24 protein-coding genes are annotated in these 25,452 nt (G+C 63.9%); 16 read left to right on the top strand and 8 right to left on the bottom strand.

Translation table 11 applies throughout. From position 1 onward, the window contains the following. Positions 1-10: 10 nt before the first annotated feature. From ACZ9EJ_RS04710 to ACZ9EJ_RS04690, 5 genes are all read left to right on the top strand, one after another. A complete protein-coding gene (locus ACZ9EJ_RS04710) occupies positions 11-934 on the top strand; it encodes a DUF58 domain-containing protein (RefSeq protein ID WP_046638995.1) in 924 nt (307 codons plus the stop codon). Further along, on the top strand, positions 931-3,771 hold the full coding sequence (locus ACZ9EJ_RS04705) for a DUF4159 domain-containing protein (protein WP_046638994.1): 2,841 nt from the start codon (positions 931-933) through the stop codon (positions 3,769-3,771). The genes ACZ9EJ_RS04710 and ACZ9EJ_RS04705 overlap by 4 nt, the downstream gene beginning before the upstream one ends. Before the next feature lie 307 nt (positions 3,772-4,078). After that, positions 4,079-6,145, top strand: coding sequence for a membrane protein (locus ACZ9EJ_RS04700; protein WP_046638993.1), 2,067 nt, complete (start codon positions 4,079-4,081; stop codon positions 6,143-6,145). 4 nt (positions 6,146-6,149) lie between these two features. Further along, on the top strand, positions 6,150-6,566 hold the full coding sequence (locus ACZ9EJ_RS04695; RefSeq protein WP_046631175.1) for a GNAT family N-acetyltransferase: 417 nt from the start codon (positions 6,150-6,152) through the stop codon (positions 6,564-6,566). 40 nt (positions 6,567-6,606) lie between these two features. Continuing rightward, complete coding sequence (locus ACZ9EJ_RS04690; protein ID WP_052754116.1) at positions 6,607-7,026, top strand: GNAT family N-acetyltransferase; 420 nt, start codon at positions 6,607-6,609, stop codon at positions 7,024-7,026. A 7-nt stretch (positions 7,027-7,033) separates the two neighbouring features. Here the strand turns inward: ACZ9EJ_RS04690 and ACZ9EJ_RS04685 are convergent, their stop codons facing one another. Further along, positions 7,034-8,347 carry an MFS transporter gene (locus ACZ9EJ_RS04685; RefSeq protein WP_046639293.1) on the bottom strand — a complete coding sequence of 438 codons (1,314 nt, stop codon included), beginning with the start codon at positions 8,345-8,347 and terminating at the stop codon, positions 7,034-7,036. Positions 8,348-8,419: 72 nt separating this feature from the next. Next, positions 8,420-8,938 (bottom strand): GNAT family N-acetyltransferase, encoded by a 519-nt coding sequence (locus ACZ9EJ_RS04680; RefSeq protein WP_046638992.1) that lies wholly within the window; start codon positions 8,936-8,938, stop codon positions 8,420-8,422. Between the two features lie 276 nt (positions 8,939-9,214). Between ACZ9EJ_RS04680 and ACZ9EJ_RS04675 the strand changes: the two genes are divergently transcribed. The 3 genes from ACZ9EJ_RS04675 to ACZ9EJ_RS04665 are packed head-to-tail and all read left to right on the top strand — an operon-like array spanning position 9,215 to position 10,852. Next, a complete protein-coding gene (locus tag ACZ9EJ_RS04675) occupies positions 9,215-10,204 on the top strand; it encodes a glutathione S-transferase family protein (RefSeq protein WP_046638991.1) in 990 nt (329 codons plus the stop codon). A 55-nt stretch (positions 10,205-10,259) separates the two neighbouring features. After that, a complete protein-coding gene (locus ACZ9EJ_RS04670) occupies positions 10,260-10,520 on the top strand; it encodes a CopG family ribbon-helix-helix protein (protein WP_046631482.1) in 261 nt (86 codons plus the stop codon). Then, positions 10,517-10,852 carry a type II toxin-antitoxin system RelE/ParE family toxin gene (locus tag ACZ9EJ_RS04665; RefSeq protein ID WP_080954124.1) on the top strand — a complete coding sequence of 112 codons (336 nt, stop codon included), beginning with the start codon at positions 10,517-10,519 and terminating at the stop codon, positions 10,850-10,852. The genes ACZ9EJ_RS04670 and ACZ9EJ_RS04665 overlap by 4 nt, the downstream gene beginning before the upstream one ends. On the opposite strand, the gene ACZ9EJ_RS04660 is transcribed toward ACZ9EJ_RS04665, so the two are convergent. Then, the gene (locus tag ACZ9EJ_RS04660; protein WP_046638989.1) at positions 10,843-11,331 is read right to left on the bottom strand and encodes an NUDIX domain-containing protein; all 489 of its coding nucleotides are present in this window, start codon (positions 11,329-11,331) and stop codon (positions 10,843-10,845) included. The two genes, ACZ9EJ_RS04665 and ACZ9EJ_RS04660, sit on opposite strands and share 10 nt — an antisense overlap. Positions 11,332-11,396: 65 nt before the next feature. Here ACZ9EJ_RS04660 and ACZ9EJ_RS04655 point away from each other — a divergent pair, with 65 nt between their 5' ends. The 3 genes from ACZ9EJ_RS04655 to ACZ9EJ_RS04645 all read left to right on the top strand — a co-directional run bounded on the left by ACZ9EJ_RS04655 (position 11,397) and on the right by ACZ9EJ_RS04645 (position 13,782). Beyond that, complete coding sequence (locus ACZ9EJ_RS04655; protein WP_046631484.1) at positions 11,397-12,350, top strand: metallophosphoesterase family protein; 954 nt, start codon at positions 11,397-11,399, stop codon at positions 12,348-12,350. A gap of 98 nt (positions 12,351-12,448) precedes the next feature. Continuing rightward, positions 12,449-12,934 (top strand): RNA polymerase sigma factor, encoded by a 486-nt coding sequence (locus ACZ9EJ_RS04650; protein ID WP_046638988.1) that lies wholly within the window; start codon positions 12,449-12,451, stop codon positions 12,932-12,934. A gap of 2 nt (positions 12,935-12,936) precedes the next feature. Then, entirely contained in the window at positions 12,937-13,782 is an 846-nt protein-coding gene (locus ACZ9EJ_RS04645; RefSeq protein WP_046638987.1) for an anti-sigma factor family protein, read from the top strand. Here the strand turns inward: ACZ9EJ_RS04645 and ACZ9EJ_RS04640 are convergent. Then, the gene (locus ACZ9EJ_RS04640; protein ID WP_046638986.1) at positions 13,779-14,738 is read right to left on the bottom strand and encodes a quinone oxidoreductase family protein; all 960 of its coding nucleotides are present in this window, start codon (positions 14,736-14,738) and stop codon (positions 13,779-13,781) included. The genes ACZ9EJ_RS04645 and ACZ9EJ_RS04640 overlap by 4 nt on opposite strands. A gap of 96 nt (positions 14,739-14,834) precedes the next feature. Here ACZ9EJ_RS04640 and ACZ9EJ_RS04635 point away from each other — a divergent pair, with 96 nt between their 5' ends. Beyond that, positions 14,835-15,224, top strand: coding sequence for a winged helix-turn-helix transcriptional regulator (locus ACZ9EJ_RS04635; protein WP_046638985.1), 390 nt, complete (start codon positions 14,835-14,837; stop codon positions 15,222-15,224). A 12-nt stretch (positions 15,225-15,236) separates the two neighbouring features. Here the strand turns inward: ACZ9EJ_RS04635 and leuA are convergent, their stop codons facing one another. The 4 genes from leuA to ACZ9EJ_RS04615 all read right to left on the bottom strand — a co-directional run bounded on the left by leuA (position 15,237) and on the right by ACZ9EJ_RS04615 (position 18,989). Then, positions 15,237-16,958, bottom strand: a complete 1,722-nt coding sequence (gene leuA / locus ACZ9EJ_RS04630) for a 2-isopropylmalate synthase (protein ID WP_046638984.1) — start codon at positions 16,956-16,958, stop codon at positions 15,237-15,239. A 323-nt stretch (positions 16,959-17,281) separates the two neighbouring features. Continuing rightward, on the bottom strand, positions 17,282-17,524 hold the full coding sequence (brnA, locus tag ACZ9EJ_RS04625; protein ID WP_251089920.1) for a type II toxin-antitoxin system BrnA family antitoxin: 243 nt from the start codon (positions 17,522-17,524) through the stop codon (positions 17,282-17,284). Continuing rightward, on the bottom strand, positions 17,496-17,774 hold the full coding sequence (locus ACZ9EJ_RS04620) for a BrnT family toxin (protein WP_046638983.1): 279 nt from the start codon (positions 17,772-17,774) through the stop codon (positions 17,496-17,498). Before ACZ9EJ_RS04620 ends, brnA begins: the two co-directional genes overlap by 29 nt. 36 nt (positions 17,775-17,810) lie before the next feature. Then, positions 17,811-18,989, bottom strand: a complete 1,179-nt coding sequence (locus ACZ9EJ_RS04615; RefSeq protein WP_046638982.1) for a benzoate/H(+) symporter BenE family transporter — start codon at positions 18,987-18,989, stop codon at positions 17,811-17,813. Positions 18,990-19,273: 284 nt separating this feature from the next. On the opposite strand from ACZ9EJ_RS04615, the gene ACZ9EJ_RS04610 reads away from it, so the two are divergent. From ACZ9EJ_RS04610 to ACZ9EJ_RS04595, 4 genes are all read left to right on the top strand, one after another. After that, a complete protein-coding gene (locus ACZ9EJ_RS04610; RefSeq protein WP_080954125.1) occupies positions 19,274-20,218 on the top strand; it encodes a GGDEF domain-containing protein in 945 nt (314 codons plus the stop codon). A 191-nt stretch (positions 20,219-20,409) separates the two neighbouring features. Continuing rightward, positions 20,410-21,384: a class I SAM-dependent methyltransferase gene (locus ACZ9EJ_RS04605; protein ID WP_046631193.1), complete on the top strand. Its 975-nt coding sequence runs from the start codon at positions 20,410-20,412 to the stop codon at positions 21,382-21,384. A 136-nt stretch (positions 21,385-21,520) separates the two neighbouring features. Further along, positions 21,521-24,217: a bifunctional diguanylate cyclase/phosphodiesterase gene (locus ACZ9EJ_RS04600; protein WP_052764525.1), complete on the top strand. Its 2,697-nt coding sequence runs from the start codon at positions 21,521-21,523 to the stop codon at positions 24,215-24,217. Positions 24,218-24,371: 154 nt separating this feature from the next. After that, entirely contained in the window at positions 24,372-25,361 is a 990-nt protein-coding gene (locus ACZ9EJ_RS04595) for a MerR family transcriptional regulator (RefSeq protein WP_046638981.1), read from the top strand. Positions 25,362-25,452 lie beyond the last annotated feature (91 nt).

The following is a 25,452-nucleotide window of genomic DNA, read 5'->3' as shown; positions in this document are numbered from 1 at the left end:
AGGATAGTGCGTGGCATCCACCATTGGCCAGATCGTAGAGCAGACACCGAGTAGCGAACTCCTCTCCCGAGCCCAGGCCCGCGCGACGCTTGTGCCGGACTGCATGGTGGAAGCCAAGCGCATCGCCAACACGGTGATCGCCGGCTGGCATGGCCGCCGCAAGCGCGGCATAGGCGAAAACTTCTGGCAGTTCCGGCCTTACGCCGAGGGTGAAAGCCTGTCCCGCATCGACTGGCGCCGCTCCGCCCGCGACGACCATACCTATGTGCGCGAACGCGAATGGGAAGCCGCCCACACCGTCTGGCTCTGGGCCGACATGTCGCCGTCGATGATGTACAAGTCGACGCTCGCGATTGCCTCGAAGGAAAGCCGGGCGCTGGTGCTGATGCTGGCTTTGGCCGAAATCCTTGCCCGGTCCGGCGAGCGGATCGGCTGCCCCGGCATCATGGAGCCGGTATCGGCCCGCAACGCCGCCGAACGGCTCGCCGCCTCGATCATGCACGCGCCGTTAACGACAGGCCTGCCGGACACCGCGATGATCCGCGGTCACAGCGACATCGTGCTGATCGGCGATTTCCTCGACGACGCCGACCGGGTGATGGAGCGCATCTCGCCGCTCGGCCGCCGCGGCCTGCGCGGCCACGTGGTCGAGATCGCCGATCCGGCGGAGGAGACCTTCCCGTATAGCGGCCGCACCGAATTCACCGATCCCGAAACCGGCGAAAAGCTCGTCTCCGGCCGTGCCGAGATGATCCGCGAGGATTACCAGCGCGCCTATTTCGCCCGCCGCGATGCGCTGGGTGAATCGCTGCGCCGCCTCGGCTGGAGTTTTGTCTTCCACCGGACCGATCATCTCGCCTCCGAGGCGCTGGTCGCCGTGCATGGTTATCTGTCCGGCTTGCCGGCGCAAAAACCGGGCGGAGGCAGGTCATGAGCGCGCTCATCTTTGCAAATCCCGCCATTCTTTTCGGCCTGATCGCGCTGCCGGTCATCTGGTGGCTGCTGCGGCTCACCCCGCCGCGCCCCAAGGCGGAAGTCTTCCCGCCGCTCCGGATCCTCGCAACCGTGCTGAAGCGTGAGGAAACGCCGTCGAAAAGCCCCTGGTGGCTGACGCTGCTGCGCATGGCTCTGGCCGCAGCCGTGATCCTGGCGATCGCCGATCCGGTGATGAATCCGCGTGCCAATTCCCTGAATGCCGGCGGCCCGCTGGTTGTCGTCGTCGACAATGGCTGGGCAACCGCTGCCGACTGGGAGCGCCGCGTCCAGACCGCCAACCTTCTGATCGACGATGCCGAAAGCGCCGACGTGCCGGTGTCCATTACCTTTACCGCCGATGCCAGCCATGAGGCCGTGCCCGGCACGGCAGCCGCTGCCCGCGACAAGCTGACGGCCGCCAGCCCCAAACCGCTGGTTCCGGATCGCGCCCGCGCCGCCCAGGCGGTGACCGAAGCCATGAACGGCGCCCGACCCGGCACGCTTGCCATCCTTTCGGACGGCATGGCGGCCGCCGGCGACAACCAAGCCATGTCGACGCTTGCAGCCCTCTCCCCCGCCGAAATGCGCCTGATCGAGGGCGATGGCCATAGCGCCGTGGCGCTGACCGACGCGGTCAACAATGCGGCCGCGATGTCGGTGACGGCGACCCGTCTTTCGACCGCATCGGCGCAGCAATTGAACGTCAACGCGCTCGATGCGCAGGGCCGTGCCCTCGCCTCCGGCACGCTGCAATTTGCCGCCGGCTCGGGAACCGCCACCGCCGAGATCGCCTCGCCGTTCGAACTGCGCAACGATTTTGCGCGGCTGAGCATCGACGGCCTCGCGACTGCCGGCGCAGCACACCTCCTCGACGACGGCTTCAAGCGCCGCCGCGTCGCGCTTCTTGCCGGCGAAAGCAGCAGTGACTTCCAGCCGCTCCTGCAGCCACTCTATTACATCAGCCGTGCGCTGCTGCCTTACGCGGACGTCATCCAGCCGAACACGGCCGATCTTTCGGTGGCCATCCCCCAGATCCTGCAGGGAAATCCGTCCGCCATCATCCTCGCCGATGTCGGCCGCCTGCCCTCCGAAGCCTATGCGCCGCTGCAGCGATGGATCGCTCAAGGGGGCACGCTGATCCGCTTTGCCGGTCCGCGCCTTGCCGCGGCCCCCGCCGACGATCCTCTGGTGCCGGTCATCCTGCGCCAGGGCGAACGGGCTCTTGGCGGTGCCATGTCCTGGTCCGAGCCGCAGTCGCTCGCCGATTTCCCGGGCTTCGGCCCCTTCGCCGGCTTGCCGCGCGCCACCGATATCACCGTCACCCGCCAGGTCCTCGCCGAGCCGACACCCGACCTTGCCGAACGCACCTGGGCGAGCCTTGCCGACGGCACGCCCCTCGTCACCGAAAAGGAAGTCGAGGCCGGCCGTATCGTACTCTTCCACACAAGCGCCGAGGCAACCTGGTCGAACCTGCCGCTGTCGGGCAATTTCGTCGAAATGCTCCGCCGTCTCGTCCAGCTCGCCCGCGCCGGCGGTGCCGCCTCGTCCGGTTCCGTCGCCGAGGGAGCCGCCGCGACGCTTGCTCCCTACCGGCTGCTCACCGCAGACGGCATCCTGACCACCGAAACCGGAACTGCCCGTCCGATCGCGATTGCCGCCAACCAGGTGCCGGTCGCAAGCTTCGACCACCCGCCTGGCCTTTACGGCACCGAGGACGGTTTCACTGCCGTCAACCTTTTGGCGCCGAAGACCGTGATTGCCCGCTTCGATCCGACCACGGCCGGTAGGCCGATCGTCCGCGAAGGCCTCGCCGGCGGCGAAGCCGTATCGCTGCGCCCGGCGCTCTTTGCCGCCGCCTTCGCGCTCCTCATCCTCGACAGCCTCGTGGTGCTCTTCATGAATGGCGCCTTCTCCCGCGTGCCGACCCGCAGCCGGACAGCCGGCAGTGCCGCGGCGATGATCGCCGCCCTCGCCTTCGGGCTCTTCGCCCTGCTGCCCGGCCAGTCGCAAGCACAGGAAATGGCGCCCGGTGCCGGCGCCAAGCCCGGCGACGAGCAGATCCTCGAACGCCTCGACACGACCCACCTCGCCTATGTCGTGACCGGCGAGCGCGACGTCGACGGTATTTCCGAACAGGGTCTCGAGGGCTTGAGCCAGTTCCTCACCTACCGCACGACGCTGGAACCCGGCGCGCCGGTCGGCCTCGACATCACCAAGGATGATCTCTCCTTCTACCCGATCATCTACTGGCCGATTTCCGCCACCGCGCCGATGCCGAGCCAAGCGGCGATCTCCCGCATCGACGCTTACATGCGCAATGGCGGCACGGTGCTCTTCGATACCCGTGACCAGTATTCGTCGCTCGACGGCGGCGGCACCACGCCGAACGGCGAACGCCTGCAGGCGATCCTCGCCAATATCGACATCCCGCCGCTGGAGCCGACGCCTGCCGACCACGTGCTGACCCGCTCCTTCTACCTGCTCACCAATTTCCCCGGCCGCTATACCGGCAGCCCGCTCTGGGTCGAGGCACGGCAGGAAGCCAAGAATACCGGCGCCCAGCTCTCCTCCAGCGGCGACGGCGTCACCCCGCTGCTGATCACCGGCAACGATTTCGCCGGCGCCTGGGCCGTCGACAGTCAGGGTGGGCCTGTTCTGCCCACCGTCCCCCCGGACGAGATGCAGCGCGAATACGCCTATCGCTCCGGCGTCAACATCATGATGTACATGCTGACCGGCAATTACAAAGCCGACCAGGTGCATGTCCCGGCTCTGCTTGAGCGGCTTGGGCAGTGAGGGAACCGACGCACATGGTCCATTGCCCCTCATCCGCCATCGTCCTTCGGTCGCTTCTATCGGCAAACTCCATTCCGATGGCGCTTGTGTGCGAAGACAGTGCCACACGCCGATCTCCCCCCTTGAGGGGGAGATGCCCGGCAGGGCAGAGGGGGGTGCTGCGGCACACTTTTCGGCAGTTGAGTTCGCGGCGCTACCCCCCTCTGTCACCTCCGGTGACATCTCCCCCTCAAGGGGGGAGATCGTTGGGAGCTCGCGGCACGGTCCAGCTAAACGTAGTTTCCCTCTCGGATGAAGGGAAAACCTCATGACCATCGAATTCGCACCTTTCCTCTCCTGGCCGATCCTGGCCGCCCTCGGCGTCTTCGCGCTGATCCTCGCGGGCCTTGCCTTCTGGCGCGGCATCCGCGGCGCCACTTTGCGCACGCTGGCGCTCGCCGCCCTGCTTCTGGCGCTCGCCAACCCGACGCTGTTGCAGGAGGATCGCGACCAGCTTTCGACCGTGGTGCCGATCATCGTCGACCGATCGCAGAGCCAGGATACCGCCCAGCGCAAGCAACAGACCGATGAGGCGCTCGCGAGCCTCCAGGACCGTTTCTCCCGCTACCCGCGCATCGAGACCCGCGTTGTCGAGGTCGATGACGACGGCGATTCCGATACGCCCTCCACCAAGCTTTTCACCGCGCTGCGCTCGGCGATCTCAGACGTGCCGCCTGCCCGTATCGGCGGTGCGGTCTTCCTCACCGACGGCCAGATCCACGACCTGCCCGGCATCAACCAGGACCTCGGCTTCAACGCCCCCGTCCACGGCCTGATCACCGGCAAGCCGGACGAATTCGACCGCCGCGTCGAAGTGGTCCGCGCCCCGCGCTTCGGCATCGTCGGCGAGGAACAGGAACTCACGCTGCGGGTCTTCGACGACGGCCGCACCGGCGGCGGACCCGCCCAGGTCACCGTGCGCATGAACGGCCAGCAGACCGCGACGCTGCGCGCCACGCCGGGCCAGGAGACACCCTTCTCCTTCACGGTTCCGCGCGGCGGCAACAATGTCATGGAATTTTCGGTCGCCGAGCTTCCCGGTGAAGTGACCATCGCCAATAACCGCGCCGTCCATGTCATCGACGGCATCCGCCAGAACCTGCGCGTGCTGCTCGTCTCCGGCGAACCGCATGCCGGCGAGCGCGCCTGGCGCAACCTGTTGAAGTCCGATGCGTCAGTCGACCTCGTGCACTTCACCATCCTGCGCCCGCCGGAAAAGCAGGATGGCACGCCGATCAACGAACTTTCGCTGATCGCGTTTCCGACCCGCGAACTGTTCGTCGAGAAGATCAAGGATTTCGACCTGATCATCTTCGACCGCTACAAGCATCGCGGCGTGCTGCCGATCCTCTATTACGACTACATCGCCCAATACGTGAACAATGGCGGCGCGCTGCTGATCGCCGCCGGCCCCGAACATGCCGGCGAGGATTCGATCGCCTCGACGCCACTCGAACAGGTCCTGCCGGCCGCCCCGACCGGCGAAGTCCACAGCGCCGCCTTCTATCCGCATCTGTCGCCGGAGGGCGAAAAGCACCCCGTGACCCGCGGGCTCGACGGCTCCAACGCCAATCCGCCCGCCTGGGGCCGCTGGTTCCGCACCATCGACGTCGACACGCCGCAGGGCCAGACCGTCATGGAAGGCGACGGCGACCGACCGCTCCTCGTCCTCAACCGCCAGGGCGAAGGCCGCGTCGCCATGCTGCTCTCCGACCAGGGCTGGCTCTGGGCCCGCGGTTTCGAAGGCGGCGGACCGCATGTGTCACTCTATCGCCGCATCGCCCACTGGCTGATGAAGGAACCGGAGCTCGAGGAAGAGGCGCTGACAGCCCGCGCCGTCGGCCGCACGCTCGAAGCGACCCGCCAGACGATCGGCGACGATCCAGGCCCCGCGACGATCAAATACCCCTCGGGCCGCACCGAGACCGTGCCGATGACGGCGGCCGGGCCCGGCCAGTACCGGCTGGAACGCCGCATGGAAGAGACCGGCCTGTTCGAGGTCACCAACGGCCAGTTCTCGACGCTGGTGCATGTCGGCACCGTCGATGCACCGGAATTCAAGGCGATGATCTCCACCGAGGCGACGCTGAAACCCTATGCCGACAAGACCCGCGGCCTCGTGACCCGCGTCGCGTCCGGAGACAGCATCTCGCTGCCAGACATCCTGCCGGTGCGCGGCGAAGTGCGCGTCAACGATCCCGACCGCATGGTCATCCGCCTGACCGACGAGACTGTGCTGCGCGGCATCAATACGCTGCCGCTGTTTGCCGGTTTCGCCGGCCTCTCCGCCCTGCTCTTCGCGGTCGCGGCGATGTGGTGGCGCGAGGGTCGCTAAAGGCATGACGCAGCTTGACGTGACCGCCTCGCCCTCCCCCGAGGAACTGGCCGTGATCGGCGAAGGACTGACCGCCTTCAACGACACGGATGTCGGCCCGTCCGAGCGTAAAGCTCTGGCCGTCCTGATCCGCGATGTCGAGGACAAGGTGATCGGCGGGCTTTCCGGTTACACCGCCTGGGGATGGCTGTTCACCCAGTGGCTGTTCATTCCCGACGCGTTGCGGGGTGAAGGCATGGCCGGCAAACTGCTCAGCCAAGCCGAGGAGGAAGCCCGCGCCCGCGGCTGCCACGGCGCCTGGATCGACACGTTCAGCCCGGTCGCCCGCAAGGCCTATATGCGCCAGGGCTACGAGATTTTCGGCGAGCTGCCGGAATTTCCGAAGGGCCGAACCCGCACATTCCTCAGGAAAGCTCTGTAGTCTATCCATTCGCTCCGAAAATGGGACGAAGAAGCGCCGCATGGATATCGACCTGAAACTCACCGAAGGCATGAACGCAGACGAGGAGGATTTCATCCTCGAACGGCTGATGACTCACAATGCTGTCACTTTCGGCCCCAGCAACCGTCGGGAACTGGCAGTGCCGCTGCATGGCGAGGACGGCGACCTCATCGGCGGACTGACCGGCTATACCGGCCGCGGCTGGCTCTATATCTCGATGCTCTATGTACCGGACGAGTTGCGCGGCCAGGGCCTCGCCGGCCGCATGCTCGACATGGCGGAGGCCGAGGCCCGCGCCCGGGGCGCAATCGGGGCCTATATCGACACCATGAACCCGGCAGCGCTCAAGCTCTATCTCAAGCAGGGTTACACCGAGATCGGCACGCTGAAGGGCCTCGAAGGAGGCCATTCGGTGACGTGGCTGGAAAAGCGCTTCTGACCGGCGCTTAGGCCAGGGAGACCTGGCGCGTCTCCGCATTGATCATCGTGGCGGCAATCGCCGCGATCACCAGCAGGCCGGCGAATATGCCGATCGTCAGGCCGAGACCCTGAACCACGACATAACCGACCAGCGACGGCGCCAGCAGCCCGCCAAGACGGGCCATGGCGCCGGCCGCCCCCATGCCGGTCGCCCGCGACGCGGTCGGATAGAGTTCCGGCGTATAGGCGTAAAGCGCACCCCAGGTGCCGAGCAGCGCAAAGCTCATGATCAGCAGCGCCGCCCCGATCAAGAGGGCGCTGGGGGCTACGACGAACATCAGGCAGCCGAGCGCCGACAGCAGGCAGAAGCCGATCAGCGTCGGCTTGCGACCCCATTTTTCGACCCCGTAGGCCGCAAGCGCGTAACCCGGGATCTGGGCAAGCGCGACCAGAACCAGAAAACCGTAACCGCGCACGAAACCGAAGCCCTCGCCGGCGAGCCTGGCGGGCATCCAGGTGAAGACGCCGTAATAGGACACCGAAACCAGGAACCAGATCGCCAGGATCATGATGCTGCGCTGGCGCAGTTCGCCGGAAAAGATGCCGGTCCCCTTCACGGGCGGGGGCGAGATCAGGCTGGTTCCGGCACCGAGCGGCGGATGGCCGTTGACGACGAGCATCCGCTCGACGATCGCCTTGGCCTCCTCGTTGCGGCCGGAGCGCAGCAGGTAGAGCGGCGATTCCGGCACCAGGAAACGCAGGCCGATGCCGGCGATCGCCGGAATGGCGGTGACCGCGAAGATATAGCGCCAGGCATCCGCGACGCCGGCAAGGCTTGCGGCCCAGGCGGCGAGCGCGACGATCAGCGTTCCGATCGCCCAAAAACCTTCCAGCAGGACCAGCCAGCGGCCGCGGTTCCTGGCGGGCAGGAATTCCGCCATCATCGCATAATCGACCGGGAGCGTGCCGCCGACGGCAGCCCCGGTCAGGAAGCGCAGGAAAAGCAGGATGGTGAAATCCGGCGCGAAGATCGAAAGCGTGCCGAACACCGCGTCGCAGGCAACCGTGACGATCAGCACCCGGCGGCGGCCGATCCGGTCGGCGAGCCTGCCGAAACCAAGCGCACCCAGCAGCATGCCGAGGAAGAAGGCGGTGCCGGTCTGCAACGCCTGCGGCACGGTCAGGCCGAAGGTTGCCGCGATCGAGGCGGCGGTAAAGCCGACCGCCAGCACCTGCATCGCATCCGCCGTCCAGACAAGACCGAAAACGCCCATCAGCCGCCGCTGGTAGGTCCCCGCCCCGGCGCGGTCGAGCGCCTCGTCCATGGTGATCGCAGCCATCTGTCCCTCGCGCGTTTCGAATCGTGCCGCCAGCATGGCCGACCGATCCCCGAAAGGCTTAAAGGAATTGGCTTATCCGCGCCAGCCGATGACGCCCTTGAGCCGCGCATGTACGTCGGCTGCGAGCGGCACGACCAGAACCCGGCCGGGATCGACGGGGCCTGGGAATTCCAGCGCGTTATAGGCGACCTTCTCGAAACCGAGCGGGCCGTAATAGGGCGGGTCGCCGACCAGGATCACCGCTTCAGAACCCTTGCGTTTCGCCGCCTCGATGGCGATCCGCACCAGTTCGCGGCCGATACCCTGGTTCTTGTGCGACGGCCGCACCGCAAGTGGCCCGAGCAGATGGCCCTTCACCGAGCCGGCATAGACCGGCGTCATCCTGACCGAAGCGATCGTTTCGCCATCATCGGCGCAGACGAAGGAGAGTGTGCGGTCATGCGGCCCCTGCTCGCGGATACGGGCGGCGGCACGGGTATGCCGGCCGGGGCCGAAAGCTTCCGCGTTGATGAGTTCGATGACCTCGTCATGGGACGAGTCTTCCGTGAGATAAACGAGGTCGTGCTTGTAGAGAACGTTGTGCTGAGACATGGGGGACCGAAGCCGTAGGATAGAGAGCGGACAGGACAAGGGATATCGATGACGCCGTGTGGCGTCTTGGTCGATAATCAGCGTCGTCGCAGTTCCCGCACTTCCGTCATGATTCCTACTTCGGTAATGGAGGAGTTTTCCTCAAAATCCGGAAAGCGCATTAGCAGGAAAAATTTCTCGCGTCCAACGCAAAAACACAGCGTTCATAAAATCTTGCCTCGTATTCGGCGGACAGTGCCGTATCTATGGCCTCAAGGAAACGCCAAGGAGATCGCCATGGGCAGGCTCGTCGAAGGAAAATGGCAGGACGTCTGGTACGACACCAAGGAAAACAAGGGCCATTTCAAGCGGGCCGAATCGCAGTTCCGCAACTGGGTAACCGCCGATGGCTCAGCCGGTCTCTCCGGCAAAGGCGGCTTCAAGGCCGAGGCAGGACGCTATCACCTCTACGTTTCCTATGCCTGCCCCTGGGCGCACCGCACGCTGATCTTCCGCAAGCTGAAGAAGCTCGAGGACCTCATCTCGGTTTCCGTCGTCGACTACCTGATGCTGGAGAACGGCTGGGAGTTCAAGCAACGCGATGGCGCCACCGGCGACCACCTGTTCGGCTCGGACTACCTCTACCAGGTCTACCTGAAGGCCGATCCCAACTATTCCGGCCGCGTGACCGTGCCGGTGCTGTGGGACAAGCTTGAGAACACCATCGTCTCGAACGAGAGTTCCGAAATCATCCGCATGTTCAACAGCGCCTTCGACGGACTGACCGGCTCGACGGCGGATTTTTATCCGCAAGCGCTGCGCGGCGAGATCGATGCGCTCAACGCCGTCGTCTACGACACCGTCAACAACGGTGTCTACAAGGCCGGTTTCGCCACAGCCCAGGACGCCTATGAGGGCGCCGTCACCCGCCTGTTCGAAACGCTCGACACGCTGGAAAAGCGCCTCTCAGGCAGCCGCTACCTGTTCGGCGACACGACGACGGAAGCCGATTGGCGCCTGTTCACCACGCTCTTACGCTTCGATCCGGTCTATGTCGGCCACTTCAAGTGCAACATCCGCCGCATCGCGGACTACCCGAACCTGTCCGGCTATCTCGCTGATCTCTATCAGCAACCGGGCGTCGCCGAGACCTGCAACCTCTTCCACATCAAGCACCACTATTATCAGAGCCACCTGACCATCAACCCGACCGGCATCGTCCCGGTTGGACCGGTCGTGGATCTCGATGCGCCGCATGGGCGGGAGAAGGCGAAGCAGGCGGCTTGATTTGACGCAAACCTGCGGATGGCCTATGTTTGTATTACAAATGGAGGCAAAAACGATGGCAGATCGCGAACTTTCAGACCCGATCACGATGCGCTTGCCCTTGGACGTCCTGTCAGAAATCGAAGAAATTGCAAAGATTTGCAACCGCAGCAGAAGCTGGGTTTTCGTACGGGCCCTGAAATCCTACCTGGCAGCAGAAGGTCGAGAGATCATCGACATAGACAGGGCTCGACAGGATATCGATGCGGGGCTTGGGCATGATCTTGACGACGTGATCGATGAGATTGACGCGATCGTCAAGGGAGCGGCTGCGTGAAGGTCATCCTCTCACCGGAGGCCAGAGAGACCGTCACATCGGAGGCGAAATATCTAAAATCGAAGAGCCCTAAAGCCGCACAGCAATTCTCCGATGACATCAAGCGACTAAGACAGGGTCTTAGTCGGTTTCCTGAAATGGGAAGAATGACCGAAGAGATACCCATTCCGGGCGTCCTTCGATTCGTCATGGGTCCTTATCTGGTCGACTATGAGATCCGAGAGGACGAGGTCGTTATTTTCGCGATCCGCCATGGTCGTGAACGACCGCCAGGCGTCGAACTTGACGATGATTTTGACCTTGAGGAGCCTGACGGCGGCCCTCACCAATAATCCGCCCTATCCGCCTCGCCGCTCAACTCCCGCAACCGCCGCAGCGTCGCCGTGGTCGTATCCTCCGGAAGCGCATCGAGCGCAAAGAACCCGCTCTCGGCAATCTCCCGATCCGGCGCACGTGGCGCGGTCTGCTCCACCTTCACCCGGTAGAACAGGACGTGGTCACGCCTGCTGGCATTGCGGTTGTAGTAGGCCTGAAAGAGCGCAATCTCCCCGCGGATTTCCAGATTGCCCTCCTCGCGCAACTCCTTGCGCAGCGCCTCGAGCGCCGTCTCCCCACGCTCGACGCCGCCGCCCGGCATGTACCAGCCGGGCACGTAGGTATGGCGGACGAGGAAGATGCGGCCTTGCTCGTCGAAGCAGGCGGCCCGCACCCCGAGCGTCATGCCGCGCGTCATCATGAAGGCACGGTGCAGCAGCCAGACGACGATCCGGGTGCGCAAACCGCGGATTTCCGGCACGCCTTCGCCGCTCATTCATAACTCCGGGAGCGCCCAGAAAATCGATAACGATTTCTGCCCTCATGCGTTATGTGTGCGCCATGTTCAAATTCGCGCATATTTCCGACATCCATCTGGGGCCGCTTCCAAAACTCACGCTTCGCGAGCTGTTCTCGAAGCGGATCACCGGGTTTGTGAACTGGCACCGCAATCGGCGCAAGCACCTTTTCGTCAATACGCTCGACCTGCTTTTGAGCGATTTGAAGACGCGCGAACCGGATCAGCTGGTCATCACCGGCGACCTCGTCAACCTGGCGACCAAGATCGAGACGCGGCTGGCCGGCGAGTGGCTGCGCACCATCGGTGAGCCCTATGACACGACGGTCGTGCCCGGCAATCACGACGCCTATGTGCCAGGCGCGCACGACAAGTCAGTCAACGAATGGTACCCGTTCATCAAGAGCGACGACGATCCGGCCGAATGGCCCGAGGACGACCATATCTTCCCGACCCTGCGCCGGCGCGGTCCGCTCGCCATCATCGGCTGCTCGACCTCCAATGCCACCCTGCCCTTTTCGGCGTCGGGTTATTACGGCTCGCGGCAGGCGCGCGAGACGGTCAACCTGTTGAAGAGAGCGGGAGACGAAGGCCTCTTCCGGGTGGTGCTGATCCACCATCCGCCAATCCGCGGTGCCGCCTCCTCGCACAAGCGCATGCTTGGCATCCGGCGGTTCGCCGCCGCGATCTCCACCGGCGGCGCGGAACTGGTGCTGCACGGGCATACGCATCTCAACACGCTCTATTGGCTGCGCAGCCATACCGGCAACGTGCCGGTGGTCGGCATCGCGTCGGCGTCCCAGGGACCTGGCGGGCACAAGCCGCGCGCCGCCTACAACCTCTTCACGCTCTCCGGTGAGCCCGGTGCCTGGAACCTTCTTTGCGACCGCTATGGCCTCACGGAGCGGGGCGACGGCGTAGCGCTCGACAACAGCCGGCTTCTCTACGGTGAGGAACCGCCCACGATGTCGATTCCGCAAGTCGCGAGAATGTTGTAGAATCAATGGTGCGATTGTTGCGGAATCGCCACAATCCCGTCATAGCTATGAGTTCGTTCCGGTTATTGAAGTAGATCACAGGTAAGCCGCTCCTATACATGACCCAACCGAGCCCATCGACCGACATCCGGCGCGATCTTGTAGCGCTCCTGCCGCGCCTGCGCCGTTTTGCGCTGACGCTGACGGGAAGTTCTGCCGAGGCCGATGATCTGGTTCGTGAAGCAGCCGGCCGGGCGATCCAGAAAAGCCATCACTGGAAGGGCGAAGGACGGCTGGAAAGCTGGCTTTTCAGCATGATCCGCAGCACCTTCGTGGACGAAGCCAAGAAACGCCGTCGTTCTGAGGGCAATGCCGCCGACGACGCTTCCACGGCGGGAAATTCCCGCCCGCCAAAGAAGGACACCCTCGCTTGCCTGCCGGACGGACTGGCGAGCGTTTTCCTGCTGGCCGACGTGGAAGGTTTCGCCTACGCGGAGGCGGCAGCCATTCTCGGCATCCAGCCGGATCTCTTTGCCGCCCGCCTTTGCACCGCACGTCTCAGCCTGGCGGCGGTCGCCGCCGAAACGAGCGAGCGGAGAGCGTGAGGATGACCAGTCCCCAACCCTCGCCGCTCGAACTGCAGCTTTCCGCCTATATCGATGGCCGGGCCAGCGACGATCAGAGACATGACGTCGAGGAACTGCTGGTCAACGACCCGCAGGCCCGTTCCCTGCACGACGCGCTGAAGCGCGGTGCCGATCTCGGAAGGCGCGCGTTTGACGACATGTTGAAGGAGCCGGTGCCGCTCGATCTGGTGCGCACCATCAAGAACGCGCCGCTGCCGCGACGGGCCGTACGCCTGCCGCATGGGCCGCGCCCGACGCTTTCCTTCAAGCCGTCCGGCCTGCAGGCATTGGCCGCCTGCACCCTGTTTTTCGTGCTCGGCGGAGGCATCGGTTACATGATCGGCGGCAACCCCGCTGTGCCGCAGTTTTCGATGATTTCCATGCCCGGCAGCAGCAGCCGCGACTGGCTTGACGATATCATCGCCCATTACCGGCTCTATGCGCGCCAGACCAATCACCTTGCCGAAATCCCGGCCGACAGGCCTGCCGATATCCTCGAATGGCTGACCACCAATACCGGCGTCGGTTTTCGGATACCCGATCTCAGCGACAGCGGCCTGACCTTCCAGGGCGCCCGCCTGTTTGCCGCCGGCGGCGGGCCGGTCGGCCAGCTTCTCTACCGCCGGACCGACGGCGAAGGAGACGGCGACGTGATCGCCATTTCCTTCACCAAGACCCGGCCGGAGGGCAACCGCTCGATCGAGGAAATCCGCAACGACACCGGCCTCGTCTCCTGGGTCACCCCGCTTGCCACCTACATGGTCGTCGGCCCATCGTCTGCGGCCGATCTGGATGACATCGCGGCGAAGGCTGCGGGGTTGATCTAGGGCAGCAGAACCACCTTGCCGGCCGTGTCGCGGTTCTCGATCGCCCGATGCGCATCGGCGGCTGCGGCAAGCGGAAACGCGCCTCCCCGCAGCACCTTAAACTCACCTCGTTCCGCAAGCCGGAAAAGAGAGGTCAGATCGCTGCGGACCGTCTCCCTGTCCAGCAAAGGCAGGAGCGAAAATCCCTGCAGCGACTGGTTCGCCGCAAGCATCGCCTCGATATCAACGCCTCCCAGCGAGAATCGACCCATGGCAGCGAACACCAGCCGGCCTCCGGGTCGCAATGCCGCCACGCATGCTTTGGACATATCGCCGCCAACGAGATCGAAGACGATGTCGACGTCTGTCTGCTCAGCCCAGCCGGGCTGCGTGTAGTCGACCGCGATATCCGCCCCGAGCGACAGCGCAAGAGACCGCTTGCTGTCACTCCCCGCCGCCGCGATGATCGTCTCGACTCCCTCACGCCGCGCAAGCTGGATCAGCAGCGATCCAACACCACCGGCCGCTGCCGTCACCAGCACAGGCTTGCCGGCAACCGGGTTCTGGCGGAGGAGGTGAAGCGCCGTCAGTCCCTGCACCATCAGTGCCACGACATCTTCGAAAGCGAGCCCGTCCGGCACCAGCGCCAGCCCATCCGCCTCGACGGCGATATATTCCGCATAACCCCCAGCCCCTCGCCCGATCGCAAACAGCGGTCCCGCGACACGCGCGCCGAGCCATCGTGTATCGACATCTGCGCCGACCGCCTCAACCACGCCCGCCACCTCGACGCCGGGCACCATCGGCAGGCTCGGCGTTACCGCATACCTGTCGGCGCGCATCAGCACCTCGAAGAAGTTGATACCCGCGGCCTTCACCCGGATCAGCACCTCGCCCGCTGCCGGCTCGGGCACCGGCATATCGACAAACTCGAAAACCTCGGGCGAACCGAAGCGGAAGAACTGGACGGCTTTCATCGGAAACCTCATCTATGGGAAGATAAGGCGGGCTTAGCAGCGCGAAAGCCGGCCCGAATACACACTCTTTCGTGCCGTACACACCAGGAGGTGACCATGGCGGATCCGTTGAAAAACCTGCCCAAACTGCCAGTCGAACGCGCCCTGAAGGTGATTTCCGGCCGCTGGAAACCGGTCATTCTCTACCATGTCTTTTCAGGTCCGAAGCGGCTTTCGGAGCTCAAGCGGATGGTGCCGGACATCACCCAGAAGGTTCTGATTCAGCAGTTGCGGGAGATGGAGGAGCACGGCCTCGTGTCTCGCGAAATCTTCGCGGAAGTGCCGGCGCGGGTCGAATATACGGCGACCGAACTCGGCCTCGGCCTGGAGCCAATTCTTTACGCACTCTGCCGGTGGGGGCAGCGCCACGCGGAAGCGCGGGGAGAAACCCACGCGCTTCTCGATTGCATCGTCAGGCCGCGCGACGTGCAAGCCGCCGCGGCCTGATCTCGATCGCTCTTACCCCTTCGCCGCCAGCACCCGGTTCGCCGCCGAGACGATCGCCTCGAGCGAGGCTGCGACGATGTTCTTGTTGATGCCGGCGCCGAACAGTTTTCCGTTCGGGTGCTCCATCTCCACATAGGCGATGGCGGACGCGTTCGAGCCGTGTTGCAGCGAATGTTCGGAATAGTCGGCGACCGAGAGCTCAATGCCGAGATAGGTCGAGAGCGCGTTGATGAAGCCGTCGATCGGCCCCGTGCCCTTGCCTTCGATCCGCTTCACCTCGCCGCCATCGGTGATCTCCGCTGCGACGACGCGAACGCCCTTGTGATCGACCCCGGCCGGAAAGGTGTGGTGATCGACGAATTTCAGCCGTGCGCCGGGTTGCTCCACGTAACGTTCGATGAAGCTGTCATAGATGCGCTTGGCGGGAAGCTCCACGCCCTCTTCGTCGGTGATCCGCTGGATCTCCTCGCGGAACTCGACCTGCAGGTTGCGCGGCAGGTTCAAGCCGTAATCCTCAGCCAGGATATAGGCAATGCCGCCCTTGCCCGACTGCGAGTTGATGCGGATGATCGCCTCGTAGGAGCGCCCGACGTCGCGCGGATCGATCGGCAGGTAGGGCACTTCCCAGACCGGATGGTTGGCGACCTTTATCGCTTTCATGCCCTTGTTGATCGCGTCCTGGTGCGAGCCGGAAAAGGCCGTATAGACCAGTTCGCCGACATAAGGATGGCGCTCGGGAATGACCATCTGGTTGGAATATTCGTAGACGGCCTTGATCCGCTCGATATCGGAGCAATCCAGTTCCGGATCGACCCCTTGCGTGTACATGTTGAGCGCCAGCGTCACCACGTCGACATTGCCGGTGCGCTCGCCATTGCCGAACAGCGTGCCTTCGACACGGTCCGCACCCGCCATCAGGCCGAGTTCGGTCGCAGCGATGCCCGTGCCGCGGTCGTTATGCGGATGCAGCGAGATGATGATGTTCTCGCGGTTGTCGAGATTGCGGCACATCCATTCGATCTGGTCCGCATAGATGTTCGGGGTCGCCATCTCGACCGTCGAGGGCAGGTTGAGGATCAGCTTGTCCTCGGCAGTCGGCCCGATCACCTCGGTGACCGCATTGCAGATTTCCAGCGCCACTTCCAGTTCGGTGCCCGTGAAGCTTTCCGGCGAGTACTGGAAGCGAAAACCGCCGCCGGCCTTCGCCGCCATATCGGTGATCATCTTCGCCGCATCGACAGCGATCTGCTTGATGCCGGCGACGTCCTTGGCGAACACCACGCGGCGCTGCAGCTCGGAGGTCGAATTGTAGAAATGGATGATCGGCTTGTGGGCGCCTTGCAGCGATTCGAAGGTGCGGGTGATCAGCTCCGGCCGGCACTGCACCAGAACCTGCAGCGACACGTCTTCCGGCACGCCGCCCTCCTCCACGCACCAGCGGGCGAAGTCGAAATCGGTCTGCGAGGCGGACGGAAACCCGATCTCGATTTCCTTGAAGCCCATGTCGAGCAGCAGCTTGAACATGCGGGCCTTGCGGTCGTGGCCCATCGGATTGACCAGCGACTGGTTGCCGTCACGCAGGTCTACCGAACACCAGATCGGCGCCTTGTCGATGACCTTCGAAGGCCAGGTGCGGTCGGGAATGTTGATGGGGGGATAGGCGCGGTATTTCACCGCCGCGTCGGGCATTCCGGATTTCTGGCCGAATTTCGGGGAATGGGTCTTGGCGTCCATGGTCGTCGTCTCTTCTCGCTTCACGCGTCGCTCGGCACCCGTCTCGGGATTTGGCCGTCGTCGATGCGGACCTTTAGCGGTCTTTTGTGGCTCGGTCTTGAATGTTCGTGAGAGGAGCTCTTATGCCGGGCGGGCCTTCGGCCGCCGGGCGCTCCTCAACGGACCCGGCAACCGCGCGTAAGGTCGAGGCTAAGAAGCGAGGAAAGCGCAAAGACCATCGTCCCGGCCGCGGTGCGGCGGGTAGACGAACGGTCGGACATGATTGCGCCTGTCATGGTCATGGGCGAAGTGTATAACCGCGCAAGGCGAATGAGGCAAGTAGGCTATTTTGATTGACGCGAAGCCTCAAGGCGCTCTTTGATCCACTCTACCACGAGGGACTGCCGCGTCACACCGAGCCGGTCAGCCTCCCTATCGAGGCCGCGCAACATCCACGCAGGCAGATCGATATCGACATGTTTTAGTTCGAGATTGGGGCGGCTTGCTTTCGACCAGTCGAGATATTCGCTGATGTCCTCGCCATTGTCGAACTTCTCATCAAGTTCTGCGGCTGTGATGGTCTTCATAATGCTGCCTTTCCATTTCACGTGCTCGCCGCACTGAAATGATCCGGATGGCGTCGTTTCTTTCAGTATAGAATGCAACCCACAGCTTGTCGCCAAGTTTCGCGATCAGCGCCGAACGAGTCTCTCCCATGGATTTTGCTGGAACCGTAATCGACCCATCATCCAGCCAGAGCGCCTGTGCTTCGATAAAGTCGATATCGTGTTTATCCTTGTTGGAAGCACTCTTTCCTGGATCGAATTCAAATTCCATGGACAATCCGGCAATGAGAATGCAACCTGAAGAATATTATCTTCTTTTTACCACCCTCTGCAATCCCATCATCACGCCACCCGCGACGAGCCCCCAGAAGGCCCCGGAAATCCCCGCGAACGACATGCCCGACGCCGTCACCAGGAAGGTGATCGCCGCGGCTTCGCGTGTTTCCGGGTCGCGATAGGCGGCAAAGGCCGCGTTGGCAAAGGCGCCGATCAGGCCGAGACCTGCTACCGCCTGCAAAAGGATCGGGGGCGCCAGCGAGACGAAGGCGATGATGCCGCCGGCGATCAGGCCGAACACGATGTAACCGAAGCCGGCGACGATCGCGGCCCAGTAGCGTTTGCCAGGATCGGGGTGGGCATCCTCGCTGGCGCACATCGCCGCCGTGATCGCCGCCATGTTGACCGGCACGCCGCCGACCAGCCCGCCGAGGATCGAGAAGATACCGGTGCCGGCAAACATCACGCCCGGCGGCGGCTCGTAATGATGCACCTTCAGGATCGCCATGCCGGGAATGTTCTGCGAGGCCATCGTGACGATGAACAGCGGCAGCGCCACGGAGATCGCCCCGTGCAGGGTGAAGACCGGCGTGACGAAGGTGAGGTCCGGATGGATCGCTGCGCCGATCTGCGCCATCGCGTCCGGGGGAAGGTCGACGCCGAAGATCAGCACCAGGATCAGCGCGCCGAGCGAGGCCGGCACCGCCCACAGCCGCCAGCGCGAAACCACCACCATCCAGGTCAATACGATCGGCAGGCCGAGCGCTGCGTTGAAGGCGACGGCTTTCACCGGCGCAAGGCACAGCGTGAGCAGGATGCCGGCCAGCATGGCATTGGCGAGCGGTGCCGGGATCAGCCGGATCGCCCGGCTGAGCGGCCGGAACAGGCCCGAGAGGATGATCAGCACGCCGCAGACCACGAAGGCGCCGACGACGGCCGGAAACCCGCCTTCGATCACGCTGATGCCGGACAGCAGCGCCGCACCCGGCGTCGACCAGGCGATGCTGATCGGCATCCGGTACCAGCTCGAAAACACGATCGCCAGCAAGCCCATGGAGATCGATTGCGCCAGGAGCGCCGAGGCCACTTCCGGAGCGGTCGCACCCATCGCCTGCAACCCCTGCATGATCACCGCAAACGAGCTGATGAACCCGACAAAGGCTGTGAGCAGCCCCATCATCAGGGCCGAAACGGAAAAATCCTTGAACATGCGGGCGGGGACTCGTGAATTTGAAAGTCCGCAATCGAACATGGGGCCGCCGGCAAAGGCAAGGCGCCTTTGCCGCAAAAGGGTACGGCCGGGCGGGAAAGCCATGGCTGCGGCCGGTAATTTGCCTTTGCCGGCCGTCGGCCCGCGCCTTCGTTCGCGCCTGCGAATATTCGCATCTGTTGATAATTTGGAAGGAGTTTGGCGGTAGTCTCTGGACCGTGCGCCCGTTGCTTCCGGTCGATCCGGCCATGCAGCCCGGATTGCATCAACGCCCGGGAAACGCAATGACGGCAGCTCACCTTGCGCCAGAGATCGAGATCGGACAGGAAACCGACTTTTCCCGCAATCAGCTTTATTTCATTCTGTCGGCGCTCCCGGACCCCTGCTTCGTCCTGACCCGCAGCGGCCGTTATGCCGCGCTCTTCGGCGGCAAGGACACCCGCTATTATCATGACGGCAGCAATCTCGTCGGCAAGAGCCTCTACGACGTCCTCGTCGTCGAGAAGGCGCAACGCTTCGTGGGGGAGATCGAAAAGGCGCTCGCCTCGCGTTCCCTGCATATCGTCGAATACAGCCTGTCCGGCAGCGACGTGAAGGGACTGGAGACGGATGGTCCCGGCCATCCGATCTGGTTTGAGGGCCGCGTCCAGGCGCTCGATTTCCAGGTCGACGGCGAGGATGCGGTCGTCTGGGTGGCCAGCAACATCACGGAAAAGAACGCCGTCGAGAACCAGCTGCGCCATCAGAGCGAGACCGATGCGCTCACCGGCTTCTTCAACCGCCGCAAGCTGATGGACGTGCTGGCCCTGAAATTCGAGCTCTTTCGCGACGAGCATATACCGACATCGGTCTTCATGTTCGACATCGACCATTTCAAGACCGTCAATGACGAGCTGGGACATGCGATGGGCGACGCGGTACTGAAGGCGATCGCCGGCGTCTGTCGCCTGGAATTGCGCAAGACCGACTTTCTCGCCCGCCTCGGCGGCGACGAATTCGTCGTGGTCATGCCCGCAACCCGGCAGGAGCATGGCATCGTCATCGCCAACCGGCTGCGCCAGCGCATCGCCACCGAGGTCCGGGAGGCGCTTGGCCATCACGCCACGATCAGCGGCGGCTTGAGCGAGTTCCTGCCGGAGGATGCCTCCTGCGAGGACATTCTGAAGCGCGCCGACGACGGTCTCTACCGTTCCAAGCGTGCCGGCAGAAACCGGATCAGCCCGGCATAGCCACACTGGAATCCCCTCCCCGTACAAAAAGAGCACCGGGCCCCAAATTATAGCCGGATACTCCATCGGGAGATCATCACTTTAGGCATATTGTTGAAGATCGGCATCCTCGGCAAATTGCGGCTATGTTTTGGGCGGAGCACGAGATGACTTGCCTTTCCTGCGGTGGGCGGACCGCCCCGTGGACGCATATGCCGCTCGACCCAATCAAAGGTGCCGAAAACACCCACAAGGACTTCGTCGTCTGCACGGAATGCGGGCTCGGCGCCGTCAGCCCCATGCCCAGCTCGGAAGAAATTCCGTCCTTTTACGATACCGCCCGGTATTACACCCACGGAAAGAGCCATCTCGAAGAGGTCAATCCGACCCTCCTCGACAGGGCGTTGCACCACGTTTCCTGGCGCTTCGACAAGGGCCAGTCACTCGATCCCGAGCGCATCGCCAGGGATCTGCCGTCGGGCGCCTCGATCTGCGACCTCGGTTGCGGCGGCGGTGATCTCCTCGGCCGTTTCAAGGCACTCGGCTTCAACGTCATCGGCGTCGACCCGGATGCCGCGGCAAGAGCCGAGGCGGCCAAGGCGGGCATCACGGTGCTTGCGGGCACCTGCGAGGAGCTTCCGGCCGATCTCAAGGGACAAAGCTACGATCTCGTGATCATGACCCATGTGCTGGAACATTGTCGCGACCCGATCCTGGCGCTCCAGAAGGCCTTTTTCCTGACGCGTCCGGGTGGGATGCTGTTCTGCGAAGTCCCCAACTGCGCGTCCACCCATTTCAAAAGCCTTGGCGTCTGCTCGGCCATGTTCGACGCGCCGCGTCATCTCCACTTCTTCACGCCCGCCTGTCTCCGCAGGGCGATCAGCCTCAGCGGCTTCACCTTCTCCGGCTTCCAATACATGGGCTATACCCGCCACCACCATGCGAGCTGGCGGCAATGGGAGGCCTCGATCTACGACCGAACCTGCCAATATACCGCCCATCCTTCAGGTCGGCGGCATACGGTGTTGCGGTCGATCCAGCTTCTTCTCGCGACAGCCTTTGCCTCCGACGAGAAGAAATACGATTCCGTCGCGGTCTACGGCCGCCGGCCACACGCGCCAGAGCGCGCCGAGAGGCACCCAGATGACGTGAAAGATGTCGTCGCTGAGGAATACCAGTGGCTTTAGTCGATGCGGCAGGCCTTGTTCCCGCCGTGTCGGTCCTTGGATCGTCGCAATCTGCGCCAAATCTAACCAATACGAAGATAAATTAGATAATCTTAAATTTTGTCGGCGACAGTGGGGGATACCATCGGAAATCTCCATGACCTCGCTGCCCTTCATCTCGAAATCGAAATCGTCTGGTCTTCAGTTCTTCGGCCTCGGCTATTTCTTCCCGGCCATCCTGGCTGTTGCCGGCCTGCTGGTCGGGGTAGTCCGCGCCGATATCGAGAAGCGCGCGCAGTACCATGTGGCGCAGCAGGTCAAGGCAGCCGAGCAACTGGCCAGGGTCGCAGCAAGCCTTGAGACCAACATTCACGGCAACGTCAACCTGATCTACGGGCTGGTGGCCGCCATTGCCGCCAACCCGAATATCAACCAGCCGCAATTCACCGCGCTTTCGGAGCGGGTTTTCGACGTTCCGTCGCAGCTGCGCAACGTGGTCGCCGCCAAGGATCTGGTGGTCGGCCTCGTCTACCCCGAAGAGGCGAACAAGAAGGCCCTCGGCCTCGACTACCGCACCAACGAGCTGCAGCGGGACGCCGTGATGAGGGCTGTGGAGCGGCGGACGCTCGTCATCACCGGCCCGGTCAATCTGGTTCAGGGCGGGCGGGGGCTGATTGCCCGCTATCCGGTCTTCTCGCTTGCCAACGGCCGGTTCTGGGGCGTCGTCTCGGCGGTCATCGACCTCGACAGGCTCTACGCGGACAGCAACGTCAATACTCAGCGCCAAGGGCTCGACATCGCAATTTCGCAACGGCCCATTCCCGGCGGCAGCGATGTCTTCCTGGGAAATTGGGCCATATTCTCGCAGGATCCCGTCAAATCGAGGATCGAGCTCGGTTACGACACCTGGTACCTTGCCGCGGTCCCGAAGGACGGATGGCAGGGTTCGCCGCCGGACATGTTCAGCTTCCGGATCACCGCCCTTCTGATCGCCTTCTGCATCGCCGCCCCGCTCTTTTGGGCCGGCCTGTTGATGAAACAGCGCCACCGCAACATCCTCACGCTGCAGCAGCGCGAAGAGCAGCTGGAGACGCTGTCTCAGCGCCTCGAACTGGCGCTTCAGGCATCGGGCGTCGGCGTCTGGGAATATGAACCTTCGACCGACACGCTGATCTGGGATCAGCGCATGCGCGAGCTCTACGACGCGCCGCCGGACAGCGAAGTCCTCGAATACACGGACTGGCGCGATGCGCTGCATCCCGACGACACGGAAGCCGCCGAAACCTGCTTCCGCAAGGCGCTCAAGGATGAAACGGGCTACCGTACCGAGTTTCGCGTCGTCTCCCGCGGCGGGGAGATCCGTCACATCCGTGCGCACGGCGCCACCTACCGGACCGCGGGAGGCGTCAAGCGGGTGGTCGGCGCCAACTGGGACGTCACCCGGGACCTTACGCTGCATTCCGAACTGCGGCTGGCGCAGACGAAGGCAGAATTGCAGAACGACGAATTGCGTTCGGCAAGGCGCACGCTTGAACATCAGTCGCTGCACGACGCCCTGACGGGCCTGCCGAACCGCCGCTTCCTCGACCAGTTCATGACCGCTGGAGAGAACCAGGCGGCGGGCCACCGGCTGGCATTCATCCATATCGATCTCGACCGCTTCAAGGAGGTCAACGACACGCTCGGCCACGCGGCGGGCGACGCGGTCCTCAAGGTCGCCACGTCCCGCCTGCTCGAACTGATCGACCACGACGAGTTCGCCTCGCGCATCGGCGGAGACGAATTCGTCGTCGTGACCGGGGGCGCGGAACCGCAGCGCCGGGCCGAATATCTCGCCCAGTCGATCGTCAACAGCCTTGCCCGCCCGATCGACATCGACGGACATGAATGTCGCATCGGCTGCAGCGCCGGGATCGCCTGCCAGACCGAGGTTGGCGAGGAACTGAGCCAGCTGCTGATCAACGCCGATATCGCCCTCTATGAAGCCAAGAAACGCGGCCGCAACCGCGTCGAGGTTTTCTCCAAGGAACTGCGCTCGGCGGTCGTGCTGCGCAAGCGCCTGTCCGACGAGTTCCTGAGCGCGCTCGAAGGCGACCAGATCATCCCCTTTTTCCAGCCCCAGTTCGATGCGCATTCGCTCGCCATCGTCGGTGTCGAGGCGCTAGCGCGATGGCAGCATCCCAAACGCGGCCTGCTGGCGCCGGCCAGTTTCCTGGCGATCGCCGAGAGCTTGCACCGGTCGGCCGATATCGATGCGATCATTCTCGAAAAGGCGCTTTTCCAGCATACGAGATGGCGCGCCCTCGGGCTCGACATCCCGCATCTCTCCGTCAACATCTCGGCACAGCGCCTGAAGGACGGGAGGCTGTTCAAACGGCTGGCCGAACTGCCGATCGCGCCCGGAACCCTTTCGTTCGAACTTCTCGAATCGATCTCCTTCGAAGATCAGGACAAGGAACTGAGATCCGCCATTCTCGACCTCAAGGCGCTCGGAATCGATATCGAAATAGACGATTTCGGCACCGGCCATGCCTCGATCATCAGCCTCCTCGAACTCGGGCCGAAGCGGCTGAAAATCGACCGCAAGCTGATTGCTCCGCTCGAAGCCGCCGGCTCGCAGCGCCGGCTGGTCGCCTCGATCATCGAGATCGGCCGTTCCCAGGGTATCGAGATCGTCGCCGAAGGGGTGGAGACGGCAGCGCATGTGGACATCCTGCGCAGCCTCGGCTGCCAGACCTTGCAGGGATACGTCTTCGCCAAGCCCATGCCGGCCAACGAGTTCATCACTTTTGCGACAGACTGGCGGGCAGGCAATCATACGTGGTTGACGCCACCGGCGGCGCGGGCCGACTGAGCGAGCGAACCGCCCTCGAAAAAAAACGTGCCTCGCAAAACAGATGTTGACCCGGCCCCTGGGGCTGCCCCGATAGGAGGAGCGGTCAACAACCCACGAGGTGATTCCTTGAGTTCTTCCGCACACTACCTGAACCCCGTCCGACGCCGCCGAACTGCTCGGCATATCCCCGAAGGCGCTGCGTCTCTATGAGCAGCGCGGCCTGATCGCCCCCGTGCGCACCGCGGCCGGATGGCGAACCTACGGCCCGGCTGAAATGGCCCGCGCCGGCGAAATCGCCGCATTGCGAGCCCTTGGCCTCAGCCTGGCACAGGTGGCGCGGGTGCTGAAAGGCGAGGCGCAGGACCTTGCTCCAGCACTGGCCGCCCATCAGGCGAGGCTCGAAACGGAGGCCCGCAGGATCGCCGAGACGGTCGAAAAAGTCCGCAGCCTGCGCTCGAGCCTTGCCGGCGGCGAGCCGCCCCGGATGCACGAGTTGACGCGCCTGACGCGTCCGGCGGCCGAGATCGTCGCAGCGTTCGACCTTCCCTGGCCCTGGGGCGGCGAACGCTTCGAGCTTAGGGACTTAAAGCCGATCAACTACATCATCGGCCCGCTCGGCAGCGGCAAGACCCGGTTCTCAAGAGCGATCGCCGAACATCTTCCGGGCGCGATCTTCGTGGATCTCGATCGCGCCACCAACGATGCTGCTGAAGCCCGGGCACGAATGGAAACCGATCCGGCGCTGAAGCTACGCGTCGAGCAATCGCTCGCCTGGCTTGTCGACGAGGGCGCTACGGCAACGCATGCCCTCACCGCCCTCCTGGTCGCCATCGAAGCCGACCCGGCCGGCATCCCGGTCATCGACATGATCGAACAGGGCCTGGACCAGCCATCGCAGGAAGCAGTCTCCGTCTATCTGCGCAATCGCGGTCCCGGCGCCCGTCCGCTCTTCATCATGACCCGCTCCTCGGCGATCCTCGATCTCGGCGCCGTCGGACCGGACGAGGCGATCATCCTCTGCCCCGCCAACCACAGCCCGCCGAGCCGCGTCGCGCCTGTTCCCGGCGCCCCCGGTTACGAGGCCGCCGCCACCTGCCTTGCCGCTCCCGACGTCCGCGCCCGCACGGAAGGCGTTATTGCCTGGCGTGCGCAGGTCGCCTGAACCGCAGGCAGCCATCCGCGCTACTGTGCCTGCACACAAGCAAAAAGCCCCGCCGGCTTCCACCGGCGGGGCTTTTCAATTCAAATGGATC

The organism is Neorhizobium sp. USDA 3394, from assembly GCF_056280385.1.
Note: the sequence above shows the minus strand (reverse complement) of the source record. Positions and strands in the feature narration are given on the sequence as shown.

Coding starts and splice junctions, on each gene's coding strand:
- ACZ9EJ_RS04705 (WP_046638994.1), top strand. CDS start 931: ATGAGCGCGCTCATCTTTGCAAATCCCGCCATTCTTTTCGGCCTGATC.
- ACZ9EJ_RS04700 (WP_046638993.1), top strand. CDS start 4,079: ATGACCATCGAATTCGCACCTTTCCTCTCCTGGCCGATCCTGGCCGCC.
- ACZ9EJ_RS04695 (WP_046631175.1), top strand. CDS start 6,150: ATGACGCAGCTTGACGTGACCGCCTCGCCCTCCCCCGAGGAACTGGCC.
- ACZ9EJ_RS04690 (WP_052754116.1), top strand. CDS start 6,607: ATGGATATCGACCTGAAACTCACCGAAGGCATGAACGCAGACGAGGAG.
- ACZ9EJ_RS04685 (WP_046639293.1), bottom strand. CDS start 8,347: ATGGCTGCGATCACCATGGACGAGGCGCTCGACCGCGCCGGGGCGGGG.
- ACZ9EJ_RS04680 (WP_046638992.1), bottom strand. CDS start 8,938: ATGTCTCAGCACAACGTTCTCTACAAGCACGACCTCGTTTATCTCACG.
- ACZ9EJ_RS04675 (WP_046638991.1), top strand. CDS start 9,215: ATGGGCAGGCTCGTCGAAGGAAAATGGCAGGACGTCTGGTACGACACC.
- ACZ9EJ_RS04670 (WP_046631482.1), top strand. CDS start 10,260: ATGGCAGATCGCGAACTTTCAGACCCGATCACGATGCGCTTGCCCTTG.
- ACZ9EJ_RS04660 (WP_046638989.1), bottom strand. CDS start 11,331: ATGAGCGGCGAAGGCGTGCCGGAAATCCGCGGTTTGCGCACCCGGATC.
- ACZ9EJ_RS04655 (WP_046631484.1), top strand. CDS start 11,397: ATGTTCAAATTCGCGCATATTTCCGACATCCATCTGGGGCCGCTTCCA.
- ACZ9EJ_RS04650 (WP_046638988.1), top strand. CDS start 12,449: ATGACCCAACCGAGCCCATCGACCGACATCCGGCGCGATCTTGTAGCG.
- ACZ9EJ_RS04645 (WP_046638987.1), top strand. CDS start 12,937: ATGACCAGTCCCCAACCCTCGCCGCTCGAACTGCAGCTTTCCGCCTAT.
- ACZ9EJ_RS04640 (WP_046638986.1), bottom strand. CDS start 14,738: ATGAAAGCCGTCCAGTTCTTCCGCTTCGGTTCGCCCGAGGTTTTCGAG.
- ACZ9EJ_RS04635 (WP_046638985.1), top strand. CDS start 14,835: ATGGCGGATCCGTTGAAAAACCTGCCCAAACTGCCAGTCGAACGCGCC.
- leuA (WP_046638984.1), bottom strand. CDS start 16,958: ATGGACGCCAAGACCCATTCCCCGAAATTCGGCCAGAAATCCGGAATG.
- brnA (WP_251089920.1), bottom strand. CDS start 17,524: ATGAAGACCATCACAGCCGCAGAACTTGATGAGAAGTTCGACAATGGC.
- ACZ9EJ_RS04620 (WP_046638983.1), bottom strand. CDS start 17,774: ATGGAATTTGAATTCGATCCAGGAAAGAGTGCTTCCAACAAGGATAAA.
- ACZ9EJ_RS04615 (WP_046638982.1), bottom strand. CDS start 18,989: ATGTTCAAGGATTTTTCCGTTTCGGCCCTGATGATGGGGCTGCTCACA.
- ACZ9EJ_RS04610 (WP_080954125.1), top strand. CDS start 19,274: ATGACGGCAGCTCACCTTGCGCCAGAGATCGAGATCGGACAGGAAACC.
- ACZ9EJ_RS04605 (WP_046631193.1), top strand. CDS start 20,410: ATGCCGCTCGACCCAATCAAAGGTGCCGAAAACACCCACAAGGACTTC.
- ACZ9EJ_RS04600 (WP_052764525.1), top strand. CDS start 21,521: ATGACCTCGCTGCCCTTCATCTCGAAATCGAAATCGTCTGGTCTTCAG.